Origin of the sequence: Streptococcus thoraltensis DSM 12221, from assembly GCF_000380145.1 — a bacterium.
GTDB lineage: Bacteria > Bacillota > Bacilli > Lactobacillales > Streptococcaceae > Streptococcus > Streptococcus thoraltensis.
Genome location: NZ_KB904630.1, coordinates 59,150 through 78,575 on the forward strand (window position 1 = coordinate 59,150; position 19,426 = coordinate 78,575).

The 19,426-nt window shown below is 38.0% G+C and carries 16 protein-coding genes, 1 pseudogene and 1 riboswitch; of the genes and pseudogenes, 11 read left to right on the forward strand and 6 right to left on the reverse strand.

Features of this window, described 5'->3' with window-relative positions; translation table 11 throughout:
* Positions 1-9: 9 nt before the first annotated feature.
* From A3IA_RS0109805 to A3IA_RS0109815, 3 genes are all read right to left on the reverse strand, one after another.
* Positions 10-822 (reverse strand): PTS mannose/fructose/sorbose transporter subunit IIC, encoded by an 813-nt coding sequence (locus A3IA_RS0109805; protein ID WP_017770558.1) that lies wholly within the window; start codon positions 820-822, stop codon positions 10-12.
* 62 nt (positions 823-884) lie between these two features.
* On the reverse strand, positions 885-1,877 hold the full coding sequence (locus A3IA_RS0109810; RefSeq protein WP_018381147.1) for a PTS sugar transporter subunit IIB: 993 nt from the start codon (positions 1,875-1,877) through the stop codon (positions 885-887).
* A gap of 294 nt (positions 1,878-2,171) precedes the next feature.
* Entirely contained in the window at positions 2,172-2,984 is an 813-nt protein-coding gene (locus A3IA_RS0109815) for a Cof-type HAD-IIB family hydrolase (RefSeq protein ID WP_018381148.1), read from the reverse strand.
* Between the two features lie 85 nt (positions 2,985-3,069).
* Here A3IA_RS0109815 and A3IA_RS0109820 point away from each other — a divergent pair, with 85 nt between their 5' ends.
* From A3IA_RS0109820 to lytR, 5 genes are all read left to right on the forward strand, one after another.
* A complete protein-coding gene (locus tag A3IA_RS0109820; protein WP_018381149.1) occupies positions 3,070-3,663 on the forward strand; it encodes a DUF1361 domain-containing protein in 594 nt (197 codons plus the stop codon).
* A 292-nt stretch (positions 3,664-3,955) separates the two neighbouring features.
* The gene (locus tag A3IA_RS0109825; protein WP_018381150.1) at positions 3,956-5,404 is read left to right on the forward strand and encodes an NCS2 family permease; all 1,449 of its coding nucleotides are present in this window, start codon (positions 3,956-3,958) and stop codon (positions 5,402-5,404) included.
* 109 nt (positions 5,405-5,513) lie between these two features.
* Positions 5,514-5,951, forward strand: coding sequence for a tRNA (adenosine(37)-N6)-threonylcarbamoyltransferase complex ATPase subunit type 1 TsaE (tsaE, locus tag A3IA_RS0109830; protein ID WP_018381151.1), 438 nt, complete (start codon positions 5,514-5,516; stop codon positions 5,949-5,951).
* Between the two features lie 2 nt (positions 5,952-5,953).
* On the forward strand, positions 5,954-6,478 hold the full coding sequence (locus tag A3IA_RS0109835; protein WP_018381152.1) for a GNAT family N-acetyltransferase: 525 nt from the start codon (positions 5,954-5,956) through the stop codon (positions 6,476-6,478).
* Entirely contained in the window at positions 6,478-7,737 is a 1,260-nt protein-coding gene (gene lytR, locus A3IA_RS0109840; RefSeq protein ID WP_018381153.1) for a glycopolymer--peptidoglycan transferase LytR, read from the forward strand. The genes A3IA_RS0109835 and lytR overlap by 1 nt, the downstream gene beginning before the upstream one ends.
* Positions 7,738-8,115: 378 nt before the next feature.
* On the opposite strand, the gene A3IA_RS0109845 is transcribed toward lytR, so the two are convergent.
* Positions 8,116-9,876 carry a flavocytochrome c gene (locus tag A3IA_RS0109845; protein WP_018381154.1) on the reverse strand — a complete coding sequence of 587 codons (1,761 nt, stop codon included), beginning with the start codon at positions 9,874-9,876 and terminating at the stop codon, positions 8,116-8,118.
* A gap of 818 nt (positions 9,877-10,694) precedes the next feature.
* Positions 10,695-11,570, reverse strand: a pseudogene (locus tag A3IA_RS12800) (transposase family protein).
* Positions 11,571-11,693: 123 nt separating this feature from the next.
* Positions 11,694-11,818: riboswitch (FMN riboswitch) on the forward strand.
* Positions 11,819-11,890: 72 nt separating this feature from the next.
* On the opposite strand from A3IA_RS12800, the gene A3IA_RS0109860 reads away from it, so the two are divergent.
* Together A3IA_RS0109860 and A3IA_RS0109865 are read left to right on the forward strand one after the other, a co-directional pair.
* A complete protein-coding gene (locus A3IA_RS0109860; RefSeq protein ID WP_018381157.1) occupies positions 11,891-12,457 on the forward strand; it encodes an ECF transporter S component in 567 nt (188 codons plus the stop codon).
* 1 nt (position 12,458) lies between these two features.
* Complete coding sequence (locus A3IA_RS0109865; protein ID WP_018381158.1) at positions 12,459-13,112, forward strand: phosphatase PAP2 family protein; 654 nt, start codon at positions 12,459-12,461, stop codon at positions 13,110-13,112.
* 438 nt (positions 13,113-13,550) lie between these two features.
* Here A3IA_RS0109865 and A3IA_RS0109870 read toward each other — a convergent pair whose 3' ends face one another.
* Positions 13,551-14,561, reverse strand: coding sequence for a YeiH family protein (locus tag A3IA_RS0109870; RefSeq protein WP_018381159.1), 1,011 nt, complete (start codon positions 14,559-14,561; stop codon positions 13,551-13,553).
* A gap of 115 nt (positions 14,562-14,676) precedes the next feature.
* Between A3IA_RS0109870 and mnmM the strand changes: the two genes are divergently transcribed.
* The 4 genes from mnmM (at position 14,677) to A3IA_RS0109895 (ending at position 19,422) form a co-directional block, all read left to right on the forward strand.
* Positions 14,677-15,228 (forward strand): tRNA 5-(aminomethyl)-2-thiouridylate-methyltransferase MnmM, encoded by a 552-nt coding sequence (gene mnmM, locus A3IA_RS0109875; RefSeq protein ID WP_018381160.1) that lies wholly within the window; start codon positions 14,677-14,679, stop codon positions 15,226-15,228.
* Between the two features lie 48 nt (positions 15,229-15,276).
* On the forward strand, positions 15,277-15,516 hold the full coding sequence (locus tag A3IA_RS0109880; RefSeq protein ID WP_018381161.1) for a hypothetical protein: 240 nt from the start codon (positions 15,277-15,279) through the stop codon (positions 15,514-15,516).
* Between the two features lie 5 nt (positions 15,517-15,521).
* On the forward strand, positions 15,522-17,588 hold the full coding sequence (locus tag A3IA_RS0109885) for a cation:proton antiporter (protein ID WP_018381162.1): 2,067 nt from the start codon (positions 15,522-15,524) through the stop codon (positions 17,586-17,588).
* 772 nt (positions 17,589-18,360) lie between these two features.
* Positions 18,361-19,422, forward strand: a complete 1,062-nt coding sequence (locus tag A3IA_RS0109895) for a hypothetical protein (RefSeq protein WP_018381163.1) — start codon at positions 18,361-18,363, stop codon at positions 19,420-19,422.
* Positions 19,423-19,426 lie beyond the last annotated feature (4 nt).

A 19,426-nucleotide genomic window follows, 5' to 3' on the forward strand; every position in this document is an offset into this window, starting at 1 on the left:
TCTCCCTTCTTAGTAGTCTTCTAGGATATCGCCGATTGGGTCCATAGAGCCTGAACCGCCACCGTTACCTGAACCACCTTGTTTTGAAAGGTTGAGGTAGATAAAGGCAATAGCAACACCGATAACACCCATAGCAATAAGTGTAAGGTCAGAAAGTGCAGCAAATGCAAAACCAAGGGCGAAGAATGGCCATACTTCACGAGTAGCCATCATGTTGATAACCATAGCGTAACCTACAGCAACCACCATGGCACCACCAACTTGCATACCACCGGTTAGCCAATCTGGCATAGCGTTCAAGATTGATTGTACAACTGAAGTTGGTACAGCCAAAAGAAGAGCAGCTGGGATAGCAATACGCAAACCTTGGAAAAGGAGGGCTGTGAAGTGAAGGCGTTCAATTTTACCGAAATTCCCTTCTAAAGCAGCTTTATCACCAGCATGAACCATAGCAGTTGACAATGTACGAACAATCATTGTAAGGAAAAGACCTGCAACGGCAAGAGGAATAGCTGTTGAATAGGCAAAAGTGATACCTTTTTGTGTAAAATCGCCACCTTTAACCATGATGATAGCAGCAGCAACAGCGGCAAGCGCAGCATCAGGTGCAACAGCAGCACCGATATTAGCCCAACCAAGGGCAACCATTTGAAGTGTACCACCAAGCATAAGCCCAGCAGTCAAGTTACCAGTAACAAGACCAATTAGGGTACAAGCAATAAGTGGTTGATGGAATTGGAATTGATCGAGGATACCTTCAAGACCAGCTAAGAAGGCAACGGCAACGATCAAAATAGCAGAAATAATTGAAATATCTGACATTTTGAAATCCTTTCGAGAAATAAGAATATCGAAATAAAGTTTACCTTTATTCGAATCGGTTATTATTTAACATTTGCCTTTTTGATCAAGTCAAAGAGGTTTTTACGAGAGTCACTTGGAACTTTACGAACGTCAAATTCAACGCCCAAATCACGTAGTTTTTCAAATGTTTCAACGTCATCTTTATCCATAGATAAAACGTTGTTAACCATTGTTTTACCAGTAGAGTGCGCCATAGAACCAACGTTGAGTTCTTTGATTGGCACGCCACCTTCAATTGCACGTAAAGCTTCTTGAGGTGTTTCAAAAAGAATAAGTGCATGTGTGTTACCAAAACGTGGGTCTTTAGCTGCTTCGATAAGTTTATCAATTGGCACAACGTTTGCTTTGACACCACCAGGCGCAGCCTGTTTGATTAATTGTTTGCGCAAATCGTCTTTGGCAACTGTATCAGATGCAACAATGATACGGTCTGCTTTAGAAGCGGGTGTCCAGTTTGTAGCAACTTGACCGTGTAGAAGACGTGTGTCAACACGCGCGAGGTTAATTTTAAGTTGTCCATCACCGATGACAGTCCCTGGAGGGATGGCACCTTGAAGTGCAGTAACAACTTTTTCAGTTGGAGAAGCTTCTTCAACTGGATTTAGCTCTTCTGGAAGAGCTTTAATACCGTCCTTAGCTTCTTTAATAATATTTGCAGCAACTTGATCAACACCTGCATTCGCATCCATCATGCGTTCTGTGTAGGCTTGAATCAACATTGGCAAATTAAGACCAGTGATGATGGCGAACTTGCGATCAGGGTTTTCACCCATGATACGACTTGCTTGGTTAAATGGAGAACCGCTCCATAAGTCAGCAAGGACAAGAATTTCATCATCAGCATCAAATTGAGCGATAGCATTGTTGAAGTGTGCATACAAATCGTCAGGTCCTTCGCTTGGCATGAAAGTTACGACTTGAACTTTCTCTTGATCACCAAAAATCATAGAACCAGATTGATGAATACCTTCAGCAAATTTACCATGGCTGGCAATAATAATACCGATACCCATTCGTGTTCTTCCTCCTAATAAGTTATTTTTCTTAGGATAAAGAAGAATCTCTCCAGATATGGCCAATAGGCACTCTTTTTTATCCTAAAAAGTTAGAACACTTTATTCTAAAACGTTTTCAGTTGAAAATCAAGTCTATTTGCAAAAAAAACTCAAAAGGCGCCGATATTTTTCAATAGCTATCAGATGTTATGGTTGAAAATGATAGAAAAAAAGAACAACCACATTATTGTTGCTCTTTTTTGATTGATTTGATTAAATTGTCATATTTTTCTGTGTGAGAAATAGGGGTGTCTAGAGAAAAAGTTTTTCGAGTTGTTTAGCCACTCCGTCTTCTTCATTTGTGAATGCTAATTGTTCATCTGCATGTGGGAGAAGTACCTGACTTGCATTCTTCATAGCATAGCCTTTTTTAGCGAAATGCAGCATTTCAGTGTCATTATGTTCATCACCAAAAGCAATCAAATCATCTCTTGTCTTATTAAAAATAGATAAGAGGTAAGACAAGGCGAAGGCTTTATTAATCCCTTTAGGAGATGCTTCAAGGATATTGAGCGGTCCTCCCCAAGAGTCAACTTCAATCTCATTTTTGAGATGTTCTCGGATGGTATCTGCAAGAGCCATTTTATCAGCAGCGCGTGTTTGCATGAGTAAGGCGTTAGGATCGCGAGTGATTTTCGCAGGGTCTAATCTCATCTGCTCAGTAATCTTATCGACACCAAATAATGACGGTGTGATGCGTTCAGGATAATTGAGCGTGATATAAAAATTCTTACGATATTCACTAGCGATAAAGTCCATTTCATAGAGGTCGCTTGCTTTTAGAATTTCAAAGAGATATTGTCTGTCCAAAGTGATAGACTGTTCATACTCCCATTTTTTTCCGGGTAAGTGAGTCAGTGAACCATTAAAGGTAATGATAGGAGTATCTAATTTGAGGCGTTTATAATGGTCAAGCGCCATACGATACGGGCGTCCAGTTGCGATAACAACTTGATGTCCTTGTTTGCGAACTTTTTGGATAGTATTGACGGTGTAATCTGATATTGTGTTATCATTGTGAAGTAAGGTTCCGTCTAAATCAATAGCAATAATTTTTTTAGTCATAGGGTTATTATAGCAAAAAATGATGTATAAGGAGATTTTGACTGCTCTTATGTTACAATAAGACAATTAAAAAGGAGGTTTTCAGATGAAAAGGCAGTTTATAGTGGCTCATGGATTCTTTGCGATCATCGCTCTTGCATTTTGGTACTATAGCCTTAAAGGCCCTAGTCTGGTTTGGAATATTTTCTTGGCTTTGGTTGCCTATGATTTTAGTTGCTTGGCACGTGTCACTAAATATCAGTGGCTAAAAGCGATTCTATTGCTAGCTTGGTTACTTTTTTATCCCAATACTTTTTATATGTTAACGGATGTTGTCCACATGTCTTTTGCAAGAGATATTTTAACGGATAAATTGAGCTTCATCTACTACTTAATTTATATGTCTAGCATCTTATTAGCTCTTGTTGCTGGGGTCTTAAGTGTTCGTTATGTCATAAACATTCTAAAAATGAGAAATTGGCTTCTCCAGTATTCCTTTATGGGGATAGTATCCTTTATCTCTAGTCTAGCTATTCATATAGGTCGGTATGAAAGGCTTAACTCTTGGAATGCGATAACACACCCAAGCCTTGTTATTGACGAGATTCTGAAAGTCTTTTCCTATTCAGAAATCCATTTCGTATTAGGGTTTACGTTTATGCAAATCTTGTGTTTATGGCTTTTGGTGGGTAAAGAATAAGGAAGTATCGATAAAATTTTCAGAATATAGCCCTAAAAGGTTATAGAAATTGAAAATGTAAGACTGGATTGTCAATAAAACAACTCTTAGAAATGTTGATTTAGTTCCTTTTCTGAGAGTTTTTCTTTTTTAAAAAAACAAAAAAAACATGAAGAAAATTGTCCCAAATTGGCTTTTTCTTCAAGATAAACCTAATAAAAATTTGTTTTTTAGGTAAAAATATATTGAAATACGAATGTTTTTAATATAAAATAGAATTATCGTTCAATTAAAAGGAGTTCTATTTTTAAAAATGGAAAAATTTTTCAACTTAAAAGAAAATGGTACGAACATTCGTACTGAAATTATGGCTGGATTAACGACATTCTTTGCCATGAGTTACATTCTCTTTGTCAATCCAAGTCTTTTGGGTGCTGCTGGAATGCCAACACAAGCTGTTTTCTTAGCTACTATTATCTCAGCTGTTATTTCAACCCTGATTATGGGACTTTTCGCCAATGTTCCTTACGCACTTGCCCCTGGGATGGGATTAAATGCTTTTTTCACCTACACAGTTGTTTTTGGCTTAGGGTTTACTTGGCAAGAAGCTTTAGCGATGGTTTTCATCTGTGGCTTGTTTAACATCTTTATTACTGTAACCAAAGTTCGTAAGAGCATCATCAAGGCTATCCCTGTGAGTCTTCAACATGCGATTGGTGGTGGTATCGGTGTCTTTGTTGCTTATCTTGGTTTTAAAAACGCTAATATCATTACATTTTCTACTTCAGCTAAAGACATCATTAGCCTCAATGGTTCAGCCCCAGCGTCGGCTGATTTGTCTAAAGGTGTGACGTCAGTATTGGCTGGAGGAGGTGTTGTGCCTGCTATTTCAACTTTTACTGATCCAGCCGTTATTCTTGCTATTATCGGACTTTTCATAACTGCTATCCTTGTGATTAAGAATGTTCGTGGAGCCATTCTCATTGGTATTATTACAACAACGATTCTTGGTATTCCTATGGGCGTTGTTGACCTTTCTACGGTAAATTTTTCAAACAATATGGGTTCAGCCTTTGGTGAATTAGGAACAACTTTCCTTGCAGCTTTTTCGGGTATGCAATCTCTTTTCAATGATTCAACCCGCCTTCCACTCGTTTTGATGACCATCTTTGCCTTCTCGCTTTCAGATACTTTTGATACACTTGGTACTTTCATCGGTACAGGTCGTCGGACAGGTATCTTCTCAGCAGAAGATGAAGCATCTCTTGAAAATTCTTCAGGTTTCTCTTCAAAAATGGATCGCGCTCTTTTCGCGGATGCTATTGGAACGTCAATTGGTGCTCTCTTTGGTACTTCTAATACAACAACCTATGTTGAATCAGCAGCTGGTATTGCTGAAGGTGGGCGTACAGGCTTGACGGCTGTAGCAACAGCAGCAGGTTTCTTACTGTCGGTCTTTCTTCTACCAGTTATCGGAATTGTGCCTGCTTCAGCAACAGCTCCTGCCCTCGTCATTGTTGGTGTCATGATGGTATCATCATTTCTTGATGTCGATTGGAGTAATTTCGAAGATGCGCTTCCAGCCTTCTTTGCCGCCTTCTTTATGGCACTATGTTATTCTATCTCTTATGGTATCGCGGCTGCCTTTATTTTCTATTGCTTAGTTAAAGTTGTTAAAGGCAAAGCTAAGGAAGTTCACCCAATTCTTTGGGGTTCGACAGCTCTCTTTATTCTCAATTTTGTTATCTTAGCAATTCTTTAAGACTTATTGTGACATTACAAACCATCAGCGCAAATGCTGGTGATTTTTTGTAGCTTAAACTTGCGATTGAATTGTGACAAAGCCCATTCCCTATGGTATAATGTAGTCTATGTATAAGGTTAATAATGAGTCTGAGTTAATAGCTTTTGGAGAAAAAATAGGTTCAAAATTAGAGGCAGGGGATATTCTTATCTTGACTGGTGAGCTTGGAACTGGAAAAACGACTTTTACCAAGGGGCTTGCACGAGGACTTGATATTGAACAAATGATAAAAAGTCCTACCTACACCATTGTTCGAGAATATGAAGGACGCCTCCCCCTTTACCATTTGGATGTTTACCGCATTGGCGATGATCCAGATTCAATAGATTTAGATACTTTTTTATTTGGTGATGGTGTGACTGTCATTGAGTGGGGTGAATTGGTTGAGTACCATTTGCCAGAAAATTATATCAAGATTGAAATTGAAGTAGATGGGCAAGGACGTCAGTTATCATTAACCGGCAAAGGGCTTAAATATAGAGAATTGTTAGGTGAATTTGCTTAAATATGGCTGATAATGAATTAGTGATTGAAGAAGCGCAAATGTGTGATGCACCAGCCATTAAAATGTTTCTAGACGAGGTCAGTCAAGAAACATCTTTTATTATTAATGATGGTCAGGATATTTCGGTGGAGGACTTACAAAATGCCCTCTCTTTTAGTCTAAATAGTTTGAATCGCATTTGTTTGCTGGCAAAAGTAAATGACAATATTATAGGAATGGTTAATGTCACTAGCAGTGATGAGTTTAATTTCAATCATGTTGGTGACCTTTTTATTGCCGTAAAACAAGCCTATAGTGGTCATGGAGTTGGCCATTATTTAATGGAATTAGTTTGTGATTGGGCAGAACACAGCCCTCAAATTAAACGCTTGGAGTTATCTGTTCAAACTCGTAATACTAGAGCTATCAAGCTTTATCAGGATTTTGGATTTGAGATTGAAGGCGAGAAGAAAGCGGCACTGAAATTAGATGAAGATACGTATCTAAATCTTTTGATGATGAGTAAATTGATAGGTAATATTAAATAATGAAACTAGGAAAAAAAATCTTTTTAATGTTGTCGTTAATTGTAGCAACGACAATAATTGCTATTGGCGTTTATTTTGGGTCAGCCTATGTCTTTTCTACAGGGACTTTATCGAAGACCTTTAAGGAATTTGATGGTCAGGAAATCAGTAAAGCTATTGATAAAAATGAACCGTTTTCGGTCCTTTTAATGGGGGTAGACACGGGAACTGCCGAACGTGGCTCTACTTGGGAGGGTAACAGTGATTCGATGATTCTAGTCACTGTCAATCCTAAAACTAAAAAGACGACTATGACAAGTTTAGAGCGTGATATCATGGTGAAACTAAAGGGGCCTAAATCAAATGACCAGAACGGTGAGGAAGCTAAATTAAATGCTGCCTATGCAGCAGGTGGCGCTCAAATGGCTATGATGACCGTTGAAGAGATGCTTGATATTGATATTGATTATTATATGCAAATCAATATGCAAGGATTGATGGACTTGGTTGATGCTGTTGATGGTATTACGGTAACCAATCATTTTGATTTTCCGATTTCTATCGCACAGAATGAGCCGGACTATACTGCTACTGTAGCTCCGGGTACTCATCGATTAAACGGTGAACAGGCCTTAGTTTATGCTCGGATGCGCTACGATGATCCCGAAGGGGATTATGGTCGTCAAAAGCGTCAGCGCGAAGTGATTCAAAAGGTTATGAAAAAAGTTTTAAAACTTGGCAATAGCGTATCTTCCTACAAGAAGATTCTAAACGCAGTTGCGGGGAATATGCAAACGGACATCAAGATTAATTCTTCAACTATTCCCAGCTTGTTTAAGTATGCAGATACTGTTAATCATGTGAAAGAATATCAGTTGAAAGGTGAGGATGCAGATATTAATGGTGGTTCTTACCAAATTCCAACTGCTAAAGCGATTTTAAAAACACAGAATCGCATTAAGAAGCAGCTAGGTAGGAAGACAAAAACCTTAAAACATTTGAAGACAAATGTCATCACTTATGAAGAACTGTATGGTATTGCGCTTGACTATGGTGAAGAATCGACAGAAAGCGAAGATGCTTCCACATATTCAGAAAACGCAGTAGTTGATGATGGTGTTCAGTCAGTCCCTTCTGAAACGTATGACTACCAAACACCACAAGAATCATATCCAGCTGTAGATACAACTGTGCCAAACTCTAGCTCACAAGGGATTTATAATGAGCAAGCACCTGCAAATCAAGGTCAGTACAGTGAAACAATCCAGCCAGCCTATTAATTACTCAAAAAAACACGAACAAGGATTAGAAGCCTAAGGCTCTTTGATTGTTGCTCGTGTTTTTTATTGTAAAAAATAGTGGGTTTCAAGTGAGATAAAGACCTTGTAATATAGTCAAAAGACTTAACTTCCAGACAAGGAACGGAAGACACGTACAGTACATGATACTCTTCGAAACTCAAGTCAACAAGGTCTGCTTTTGATTTTCATTGAGTATGAATACGACAAGTAGCAAGTGACCATGTATCAAAGTTAATTCAAAAGACTATGCTATAGTCCTCAGAGACTGATTGGTTGAGTGAAACTATAGTTGGCTGTTAAGCCTACAAAGGTGAGTTAATAAACCAGCTATTGCTTTTTATGTGTATCAACTATTGTTTAGTTGGTTTTGCCAGCTTCTTGTCCTGCAATGCGTCCAAAAGTGATAATGTCAGTAATAGCATTACCTCCGAGACGATTTTTTCCTTGAATACCACCGGTTAATTCACCAGCAGCATATAAGCCAGAGATGGCATTACCATCTTTGTCAAGAACTTCAGTTTTCTCATTGATAACAAGTCCCCCCATCGTGTGATGGACAGAAGGAACAGCTTTCTGAATGTAGTAAGGTCCTTTTTCCAGTGAGACTAGTCCAGCACGATGATTGAAATCTTTATCTTTGCCAGATTCAGCATAGCTGTTTACTTTTTTGATGGTTTCCTTCAGTGTTTTGACATCAATGTCAAAGAATTTAGCAGCTTCTTCAATCGTATCAGCTTTGGTGAGCAGCTTAGCTTTGATTAGTTCATCGTATTCTGCTTTGTGAGCTTCCTTTGTTTTTGAGATAGCATCAATTTTATCGTTCCAAATTTGGTAGCAGTATTCACCAGTTTGGGCTAGGATTGCTTTTGAAATAACGTCACGTCGTTCTAGTTCTTCTACAAAGCGTTTGCCTTCTTGATTGACTAAGATAGCCCCATCAAATCGTGTATCAGCAAGCAGTGAAATTTGTCCTGTTTTTGGATTTGCGATTGGGTAAGTTTGGATACTTTCCATATTGGTCACAGCAGCACCGACTTTTTCAGCCATGACAATACCATCTCCAGTAGTACCGATTGAGTCGGTTGTCTGATAGCGTTCGTCATATTCTTGATTATACTTTTTACGCATTTCTACGTTTGATCCAAAGCCACCTGTTGTTAGAATAACTGCGTTTTTGGCATTGAAAGTTAGTTGGCGATTATCTTGATCAGTAGCTTTAACACCGGTGATTTTGCCATCTTTATCTTGAATCAAGTCATTAGCTTTAACGTTCAAAAAGATAGGAATTTTTAATTTTTCAGCTTTTTTATTTAATTTTGAAACGAGTTCGGCACCAGTGTGACCAACAGGGATTAGAGCACGCTTGTAGCTATGTCCTCCGAATTGGAAGAGTTGGTCTGATAGGAAATCCACCTTGATGTCATCACGTAGCCATTCTGCTGAAGCGAGTGCATTTTCAGCCATGATGCGCACTAACTTAGGATCACCGACATAGTCGCCACCTTTCATAGTGTCCTCATAGTAAGCATCTACAGAGTCTCCTTTAATACCTAGTTTTTTCTGTACCCAGTTATTTGGAACGTTCATTTCCCCGCCAGAGAGTAAGGTATTCCCTCCGACAGTTGGTAGTTTTTCAAGAATGGCAACACTTTTGCCAGCTTCTGCAGCTTCAATAGCAGCACTGAAGCCAGCTCCTCCAGCACCGACAACGACAACATCATAATCTTGTTCTTTAGCGGTTTTGTTTTTGTTTGATTCTTTCTTGGCTTTTTTAGCTGTTAGGGCAATCCCTGACTTCTCAACAGCATCTTTCACAGCGCTTAGGTAGCCTTGGCTAGTAGCAGAAGCCCCTGATACAGCTTCGACATCGGTAGAATTCTGTGAAATAATCATTTCTTGTAAGTCTTTGTAAACTGGTTCAGACAATACCTTATTTTCATCTTGTTCCAGAACTTTGATGCCTGTAATTTCCCCTTTTTTAATAGAAACTTCAACTTCTATATTACCGTGCTTTCCTTGACCAGTTCCTTTGAAAGTACCGCTGTCTTTAGTTGTTGAACAAGCAACTAGCAAGATAGCTAGAAAGATAGTTGTTATGAGTCCTAAAATCTTTTTCATATAGCCCCCTTTAGTGTTGGAAAATTGTTTTGTTAATGACGTCACAATTTTAGTATATCAATTATTCACTGTCACTGCAAGCGCTACCAAATATGTCTTTAGATTCTTAAAACAATAAAAATTCCATCAATTCTAATTATAAGATCATTAAGCATCGTTATGGTTCAATTATTACGGAAAAAGGAGTGGAATATGACGATTAAATCAATCTTTTAGAATCTATGAAAAAGGGGCTTAATAATGGTTTTGAACTTTTGAGTTGATGCTAAAATTTATTTTGAAATAGCTACTATCTTTTAAATTCTGGTAAAGGATAATAGCATTGGTTTTTAGGAAATTAAACAGCTATTTCACATAGGTTTAACATAATATGTTACAAAAAAATGAAGTTATCACAAAATATTTTATTTAATCCTAGTTCATCTTATACAAACAGATGTCGAATGACAAATCTTTGAAAACTATCAGTTAAATAGGAACACTATAGAAATGTTTAGCATGATTAAAATAACTATTTGTGCAGATGTTTCGTTAAGAAGTATTTGATGAGAGGTGTGGCACTTGCTTTCATCACGTCATGTCTTTAGTGCACGACAAACGTATGAGAGTTTTTTGGTATGAAAAAGAAGTTGTCTGAATTTCAATGTTCAGTTTTTCTTAAAATAAGTATTATCTTTTAGAGTTCTTACTAGAGATAACTCTCTAAAAGGAATTGTCATCTGTGCTATAATTCAAAAACCTGCTGTTTCATGCGTATAGCGTGTCAATCGAACCTGATTTTGTCCCCCAAAAATCAGGTTAGCGAGTGACAAAATCTGCTATAATTGTGGCTGGGAAGATTTGTTCTTCTCAACTTGAAACTCTTCATAAGATATTCCGATTTTATGAAGGTATTGATTGAAAGATGTCAGTTTCCACGGGTGAGATTGTGGGGAATGTACTTGCGTCTTTCTTTTTTTGTTTCAAGCACCAGTTCAAACTCATGAGATTGTATCTCATGTTTATTCAATCTCTCTGTAGGAAAAATCTTATCAGCGATATTTAAGTAAATCTCACCATCAAAAGCTTCAATCACAAGGGCTTTTGTTTTTCAGATGAAAAAGATTTGGGTTTGCCCCTCTACAGGTAGGTAAAAGTTATTTTGATAACGGATGTGGTGACCGCTATCCACGCCCCTTTCAGAGACTCTAGCAAGTAGAAGGTTTCGTTGAGTTGGCTTTGGAGCCTTCTCGAAGACAGACTCAGTTGCCTTTCTGCCAAACTGTTTATTAAATCTCTTTATCCATCTGTCCAGATACCAATTAGCTTCATCTATACTTGTGATATGGTTCCTCTTTCGTTGTGTTTTTGGCGATAAGTACCCCGCTTGATAGAGCAGTTTTCTGACAGTAGTATCAGAGTAAATAATGTCATCTTCTTCAGCTAGTAGCTCACAGAAATGAACCACATTAGGTTTTAATCCCCCATAGCTTTGATATTTTTTAATGACTCTCTCCTTAATTTCTAGTGGCATGCATGAGTTGGCTTATTCTGTCGGTTGCCGTGGACAAAGGCTTTTTTGCCCCTTTCTTGATAGGCTATCATTAAACGATTGACTTGCTTTCTACTTAGAGCCAGCTCTACACAGGCTCTATTTTTTTGTTTTTTTCGTCACATACGGCTTTAATCACTAAGTATTTCTTTGACTCTGTCATGGTTAATTCTATTTTCCTCATCTTTCTAGTTTAACAGAATAGGACATTTTCACTTTCGAATGATAAATGCGTGGTTTTTAGTGGCAGATAGCTTGTCACCGTAACAAAACAATGATATAATGTAGAGGTCTTCAGGGCAGGGTGAAATTCCCGACCGGCGGTGTCTAGGAAACTAGGAGTCCGCGAGCGTAAGCTGATGTGGTGTGATTCCACAACCGACAGTAAAGTCTGGATGGGAGAAGACCGCTTTTTTCAGTGTCTTTTAGATGCCTAAAAATCGGGAACTTCTTTCAATTTGTCTAAATTGGAGGAATTTTTTTATGTCTAACACTAACACTCGTAAATTAGTGATTATCGCTATTTTATCGGCACTTTCATTTGTATTGATGTTTTTTCAATTTCCTTTGCTACCAACGGCTAGCTTTTTGAAAATTGACTTTAGCATCATTCCCATCTTGTTGGGACTGGTTATTTATGACTTGAAAAGTGCTTACGCTGTTCTTTTATTGCGTACTTTGTTAAAATTAATTTTAAACAATGAGGGAGTCGGTGAATTAATTGGTCTACCAATGAACATTGTTGCCATGGGAGTATTTGTACTTGCTTTCGCTATGTTTTGGAAAAAGGATCAAACACGCCGTTCATATATCACAGCCAGTGTTGTGGGAACTACTTTCTTAACGCTTTCGATGTTGGCGCTTAACTATGTTTTTGCTATTCCTTTGTATGCGAAATTCGCAAACTTTGACATTGCAAAATTCATCGGTGTCGCTAACTATCTTCTGGCTATGGTTATTCCCTTTAACTTAATTGAAGGAGTTATCTTGTCGCTTGCTTTTGCTGTTGTTTTTGTTGTCTTAAAACCAGTTATCAAGCGATACATTTAAAATGAAAAACAAACAAACCTATCTTTTTAGAGCATCCATTGCACTCGTCCTATTTATGATACTCGGCTACACAGTCAAGTTTTACCCTGAGAATTTGACTGTCTTTGACGAGTCCATTCAAACCACAGTGCGTGGGTCTCTGCCGTCTTCAGCAACATCCTTTTTTAGCACGGTAACAGTGTTGGGAAATACCCTAACCTTTGTCTTTGTTCTGGTATTTGTGGTTGCCTTACTCTACTTTGTTAAAAAATGGAAGACGGAAGGAATCTTTCTTGGAGGTACTGGTGTGACGGCTGGCCTTTTGATAGTCAGTGTCAAATACCTATATGGAAGACAAAGACCTAGTATTGAACACTTGGTGTCTGCAGCTGGTTTTTCATTTCCCAGTGGACACTCGATGGGTTCCATGATGATCTACGGATTTATGCTTATCATCGCTCATCAACGGATCAAATCAAAAGGATTGAGAGTCTTAGTAGAAACCTTAATTGTCTTATTGATTGCTTTAATTGGTTTATCACGTATTTATGTTGGTGTTCATTACCCTACGGATGTGTTGGGAGGCTTTATCTTAGGATTTGCTTGCTTAAACTTAATTTTCCCTTTCTATGATCAAAAGCGTTTTGAAGCACGTTTTCAAGGGAAGCAAAAATAAAACAACTATAAAAACGAATTTGGCTATTCCAAATTCGTTTTTATAATCATCCAAAATCGGCTCTTTTCTACCATTTGTCAAGTTTATCAAGGAGTTAATACTCATCAAAAACTAACTTTCTGTAACCATTGTCTGTTGACGATGGTTCAGAACGTAGACAAACCCCTGAAACTTTGATATTTCGGAACATCTCGCAGGGAGATGGGGAATAATTAAACTCTCAAAAATGTTGTTATTTCAACGTTTTTGAGAGTTTCTGTTTTTGACTACTGAGAAAAAAGCTTGGAGGAAAATGTCCAAAATAGACTTTGTCTTCAACCTGGTTTTTTAATACTCTTCAAAAATCCAAAGCAGACCTTATTGATGTGATTTGATGAACTTTAGTTTTATCTGCTATCTGTGTCGCCTAGTTTGCTTTTGATTTTCATTGAGTAGTAATTACCAAAGTCCCATGAATTTTTGCATGAGTATGCTTACACAGGAAATAGTAAACCAACAAATACCGCCCATAATAATAGCTTTGCCCCCACGTTTGAAAAGGTTAGCTATGTTCGTATTTAGTCCAATAGCACTCATAGCCATGACGATGAAAAACTTCGAGATGAATTTTAAAAAGCTAACTAGTGGAGTTGGCAGAGGAAGAATTGTGGTTATCAGTGATGCTAGGATAAAGTAGAGGATAAAGATTGGAAAGACTTTTTTGAAGTTGAAACTCTTTTGGTTGTCAGTTGTCTGTTGGCGTTTCATTTCATAGATAGATAAGCCTAATGTAATTGGAATAATGGCTAATGTTCTGGTTAGTTTAACGATTGTAGCGCCATCAAGTGTGTTGGCGTGGTGGAGGTTATCCCAGGCTGTTGCCGTTGCGGTTACAGAAGAGGTATCGTTAACTGCCGTACCGGCAAATAGCGCAAAACCGTCATTGGATAATCCAAGTGCATGACCTAATGTTGGAAATAGTAGGGCAGCTAGGATGTTAAATAAAAAGATAACAGAAATTGCTTGAGCAACGTCTTCCTCTTTTGCCTTGATGACTGGTGCGGTTGCAGCGATGGCGGAGCCACCGCAAATAGACGATCCAACCGCAACAAGTGTAGCGGTGTGGCGATCAAGGTTTAAGGATTTTCTTAAGGGAAAAGCCACCAATAAGGATGCTGCAATCGTCGCAAGGATGATAGGGAGTGATTGGGCGCCGACAGCCAAAACTTGCTTAAGGTTCAATCCAAAGCCAAGTAGGACAACTGCTCCTTGAAGGATAGTCTTTGACGAATAGCTAATGCCAGCTTGGGTATGGGTTCGATCGGTATGCCAAATCGCTACAATCATTCCGATAAAAATTGCAAAAACGGGTGCTCCGATAAGTGGTAACCATTGGCCTAGAAACCAAGCGATTGTGGCAATAATTAGGCAAAGAATCAGTCCTGGCAGGCGTGATTTTAAAGTAGACATAGTTGCCTCCTGTCCATGTTTTTGTTTTAATTATAGTGCTAAGTGCGATAAATGTATAGGTAATAAAAAGAATATTTTAAATTTCTTTTATAAGACAGTTGAAGGAGGGGTAGGAATGAAACGACCACTTGAATTTTCCCATGATTTTTTAAGAGAGGTATTGGATAGTCAGAGTGTCGCCTTGGATGCGACGATGGGAAATGGGAATGACACGGTATTTTTAGCAAAAAGTGCTAAAAAGGTATATGCTTTTGATATTCAAGAGCAAGCTGTCACTAGAACAAGAGAGCGTTTGGAAGAGTTAGGAATGACAAATGTTCAGTTAATTTTAGATGGTCATGAAAATCTTGATCAGTACATTTATGAACCTATCAAAGCAGCGATTTTTAACTTGGGTTATCTTCCCAGTGCAGATAAAACAATCATCACTAAGCCGCACACGACGCTTTTGGCAATTGAAAAGGTCATTGAACGATTGGAAAGAGGCGGTCGTCTGGCTATCATGATTTATTATGGTCATGAAGGTGGTCAAATGGAAAAAGATGATGTGTTAGATTATGTCAGCCAGTTGGATCAAAAAAACTATACGGTGATGATTTATCAGGCACTTAATCAAGTCAACACGCCACCATTTTTAGTAATGGTGGAAAAGATAACTTCTAACTAGTCATCTGATGAGAATTTTGTTACAATGGCAAAATGAAAAGGAGTAGTTATGTCTCATCAATCGGTTATTGAACGTTTATCAGAATTACGTCAAAAATATATTGAACAGCCGTCTCAAAATGATAGTCATTTTGTCGATTCGCCCCAAATGACTAAAATGAAAAAGAAATTGATAGCGTTGGAAAAAGAACGCTGTTATTTAAAAATGGCTCAAAAAGATTGCAAAGCTGTTGATCAAAAAATTGCTGACTTAAAAGAGTCATTTGCAGAAAAACATGAGGGAGGTTAATCAATATGGAGATGTCCATCCTGGTGATTATCTTCCTTTTTTCATTAATTGTCTCTAATGTGGTCAACAGGGTTTTTCCAAAAATTCCCCTTCCTTTTGTCCAGCTTCTACTGGGGATTGCTTATGGGCTTCTCCAAGGTGGAAAAGGAATCGACTTAAATCCAGATTTATTTCTTGCTTTTGTCATTGCACCACTCAACTTTCGTGAGGGTGAAGAAGCGGATGTTGGTAGTTTTTTAAAGTATCGTAGTTTTATTAGCTTTCTCATTCTTCCTCTAGTTTTTGTGACAGCATTAGGAATAGGAGCGCTAGCTAGCTATCTTCTTCCTATAGAGCTACCGATGGCGGCTTACTTTGCTTTGGGTGCAGCCTTAGCGCCGACAGATGCGGTGGCTTTTATTTCCATCTCAAAACGATTTGCTTTTCCAAAACGTATTGAGAACATTCTTAAGCTAGAGGGTTTGCTAAATGATGCAAGTGGTCTGGTTGCCTTTCAATTTGCAGTAACAGCTTTATTAACAGGTTATTTTTCCTTGGCTCAAGCAGGTGTTAAACTTCTTATTACGATTTTTGGTGGGATTATCATTGGCTTGCTATTTGCTTTTTTAAATCGTATCCTGCTGTCGTTATTAGAAAAATTTGACGCAGCTGATGTGACAGGTGCGCTATTATTAGAGCTAGCCCTACCGTTTGTGACCTATTTTGTCGCTTCTGCAGCCAATGTTTCAGCTATCATTGCTGTTGTTGTTGCTGGTGTCATGCAAGCCAGTCGCTTGAGAAAAGTGACACTATTTGATGCACAGGTTTATCGTGTGGGACAAATAGTTTGGGAGACCATTAATTTTATGCTTAATGGGATAGTCTTTCTGATTTTTGGATCGGAATTAACATCCATACTTGTGCCTGTCTTAACCAGTCCAAGATATAGTAATCTTTATTTATTTGCCCTTGTCGTTGGTTTAACGCTTATATTGATTTTGATTCGTTTTGTGATGATTAGTATCTACCATGCTATTAAGCACTTCTACCATCATAAGCCATTAAGAAAATCATTTAAAGATATTCTTTTGCTTACATTTTCTGGAGTGAAAGGAACAGTCTCTATCGCGACGATATTGTTGTTACCGCGCCTTGACAATTTTCAGTACAGTTTGTTACTTTTTATGGTCGCAGCTGTTACGCTACTCAGTTTTCTATCAGGTCTGGTTATTTTACCCTTGCTAGCTCCGTCTATTGAGCGTCCTGTTGATAATTTTATGAAAATTTCGATCTTATCTAAAGTTCTGACTATTCTTGAACAAGATAGTAAAGAGAAGCCAGATAAAGCATCACTTTATGCCGTCATTGATAATTACAATGCCCGTATTGAACATCTGATTTTAGAACAAGAACCCAACAGTGTCAAAAAAGATTTGGCAGCTCTGCAACTCTTTATTATTGGAATTGAGAGTGAGGGGTTAGAGTATGCCTTCGATGAAGGGGTGATTGGTCTTAAAGAATATCGTATTTATCAGGGCTATTTAAAAGTTTTGGAGAAACAAGTTAATCGTAGTTTTGTGTCTAGCTTTACCTATGGTTTTAGGATTTTCATGCGTGTTTTAAGGGCAAGTTTGCATGAAGTAATGACCTTTGGTTCTAGATTTCGTGCGATGAGAAAACGCATTAGAACCCCACGTCAATTAACAGAAGAAAATCGAGAAAATATCACGGAGCTTTATCTCTCTAATACAGAGATTATTTTGGAAGCCCTTGAAGAATTAGAAGGTTATTACAATCATTCTTTAGTGGATTATCTTCAGAATGCGCGTTTGCGTGATGCAGAGTTAATTAAGTCAGGGCTTTTTGTGGAGCGGGTTATCATGCATATGATCCCAGATAGTAACGATGATATTTTGCGAGGTTACTACTTAGAGCGTAAAACAATTGCTGAGTTTGAAGAAGATGGTCTTATTTCAAAGTCCTATGCGCAAAAATTGCGTAGCAATGTCAATGAGTTGGAAAACTATTCGCTTAATGCGACAACGACTAGCCTCTCCTATGAATTTTTAAGTTTTGCCAGTCAGAAGAAGTAAACACTTTCCCTTTTGGGAGGGTGTTTTTTTCTACGACTGGTCTTAGGTGTGAGAATCTTGATTTTGTGGATAATGGCAAATCTGTAGCCGTTGATAGCACAGATGTTTTTTTTTCTGTTTAAGGCTGTTTTTGTCTCCTATGCCTAAGGTTTGTGACGTAATGGACTTTTCACCTGTTATTGGTCATTATCGATGTGTGATTTTTGGTGACGCCGATGCAGTTGGTAAGCTAAGTTCATTCGATAAGTACGTTGCTTTCAAAGGGGAGCTTGTAAAAAATTGAGTTCAGAAAGGGAAATACTAAAACAGTGTCATAGCCAGTTATAATCTTTTGAATTAACTTTAATACATGCTCACTTTTGACTTGTCGTACTCATACTCTTCGAAAATTAACAGCAGACTAGGCGACACAGATAGCAACCAGAACTGTCTTCATCACATCAAGTTAACAACCTTTGCTTTGATTTTCATTGAGTATGAGTGCTGTTCGGCGTCTTTTTTGTTCCTTGTATTAAAGTTAGTTCAGTTGACTATAAATGAATGATTATGACAAAAGGCTAGATAATAAAGAACGGGGTTGAGCTGGGGAGAATAATGAGATTTGGTTGTTGGATAGCTGAAAGTGGGCGTTAAAAGAGCTACTCTACTAGTACACGCTCAACAAGACCATAGGCAATTAGTCTTTAGAATTGTTAGAAAGCTTAATTGAAACTTAAAAAGAGTTATGTTACAATGTTAACAAAAAATTTAAGAACATCATTAGGAGATTATAATGACAAGAACTGAGTGGTTAGAGTATTTTGAAGCCATTAATGGTCGGGCAGCGACAGAAGCTGAGTTGGCGCAAGCATTAGCAGCAGGTGAATTTGAGGATGATCAAGTTAGTTCGTCTTCCAACCATCAAGAGATTATTTATGATGTGGCTGAAGATGATAAAACTGCCCAACCTCACCATCAGGAACTGCCTAAGCAGTCTGTTCCGTTAAAACCTGATACTTCAGCAGATGCCAAGACAAACGATAGGTTTGACAAAGTTAAAGCGCATAGTGAGCACTATTTGTCATGGCTTTTAAATGCTCTTAGACGTCCACAAGTTGATGGAGACAATCAGCAATTGGTCTTTGGAGGCATAACTCTTATCTTAGCAGCAGGTTTTCTAGCCGGCGCTCTTCTTAATTATTGCCGCCGATTATTGATGTCTATTGCCAATATGTCAACAGTGGCGGGGTCTCTTAAAACAAACTTTCCAGAAGCTTACGACCACTTTCTAAATCTAATCTCGCGTGAATTTGGCTTTGGAAAATTCCTATATTTCTTTGTGCTTATTCTGATTATCTATTTAGTAGCTTATGGTTTACCGGCTGTTTTGCATAAAGATTCTAGAAACTGGATGAAAGGTTTTGGTGTTTTACTAGGGACGACTCCTTTATTATTGGTGTTGAATGTTGTCGCTTTTCTATCAACTTTTTTAGTCAAAAATGCTCTCATTGTGAGTGAAAAGTACGTTTCAAGTATTACCAATATAATAACCGACTCGAATGGACAAGCTAGTGATGTTTTGTCTAACCTCTTAACATTAGTAAAACAAATTCCTGCCTTGCAATCTATGGTGTCAGTGATGACCTATTTGCTTGTTCTGTCAGTAGTAGGTTTAGTGGTCTTACTCGTTTCTATGGTTAAAGCGATAAAAGGTCAACTATCGTTTTTAAACAATACTTACTTGTCTATTGTTGCTGTAGGGTTGTTATTAGCTGTGGTTTATTTTATTGATAAATGGATGATGGCTTCTATCCTTGATTCTTTTGTCTCTCTTAAAGACCAAGTTGCATTTTAAGAGA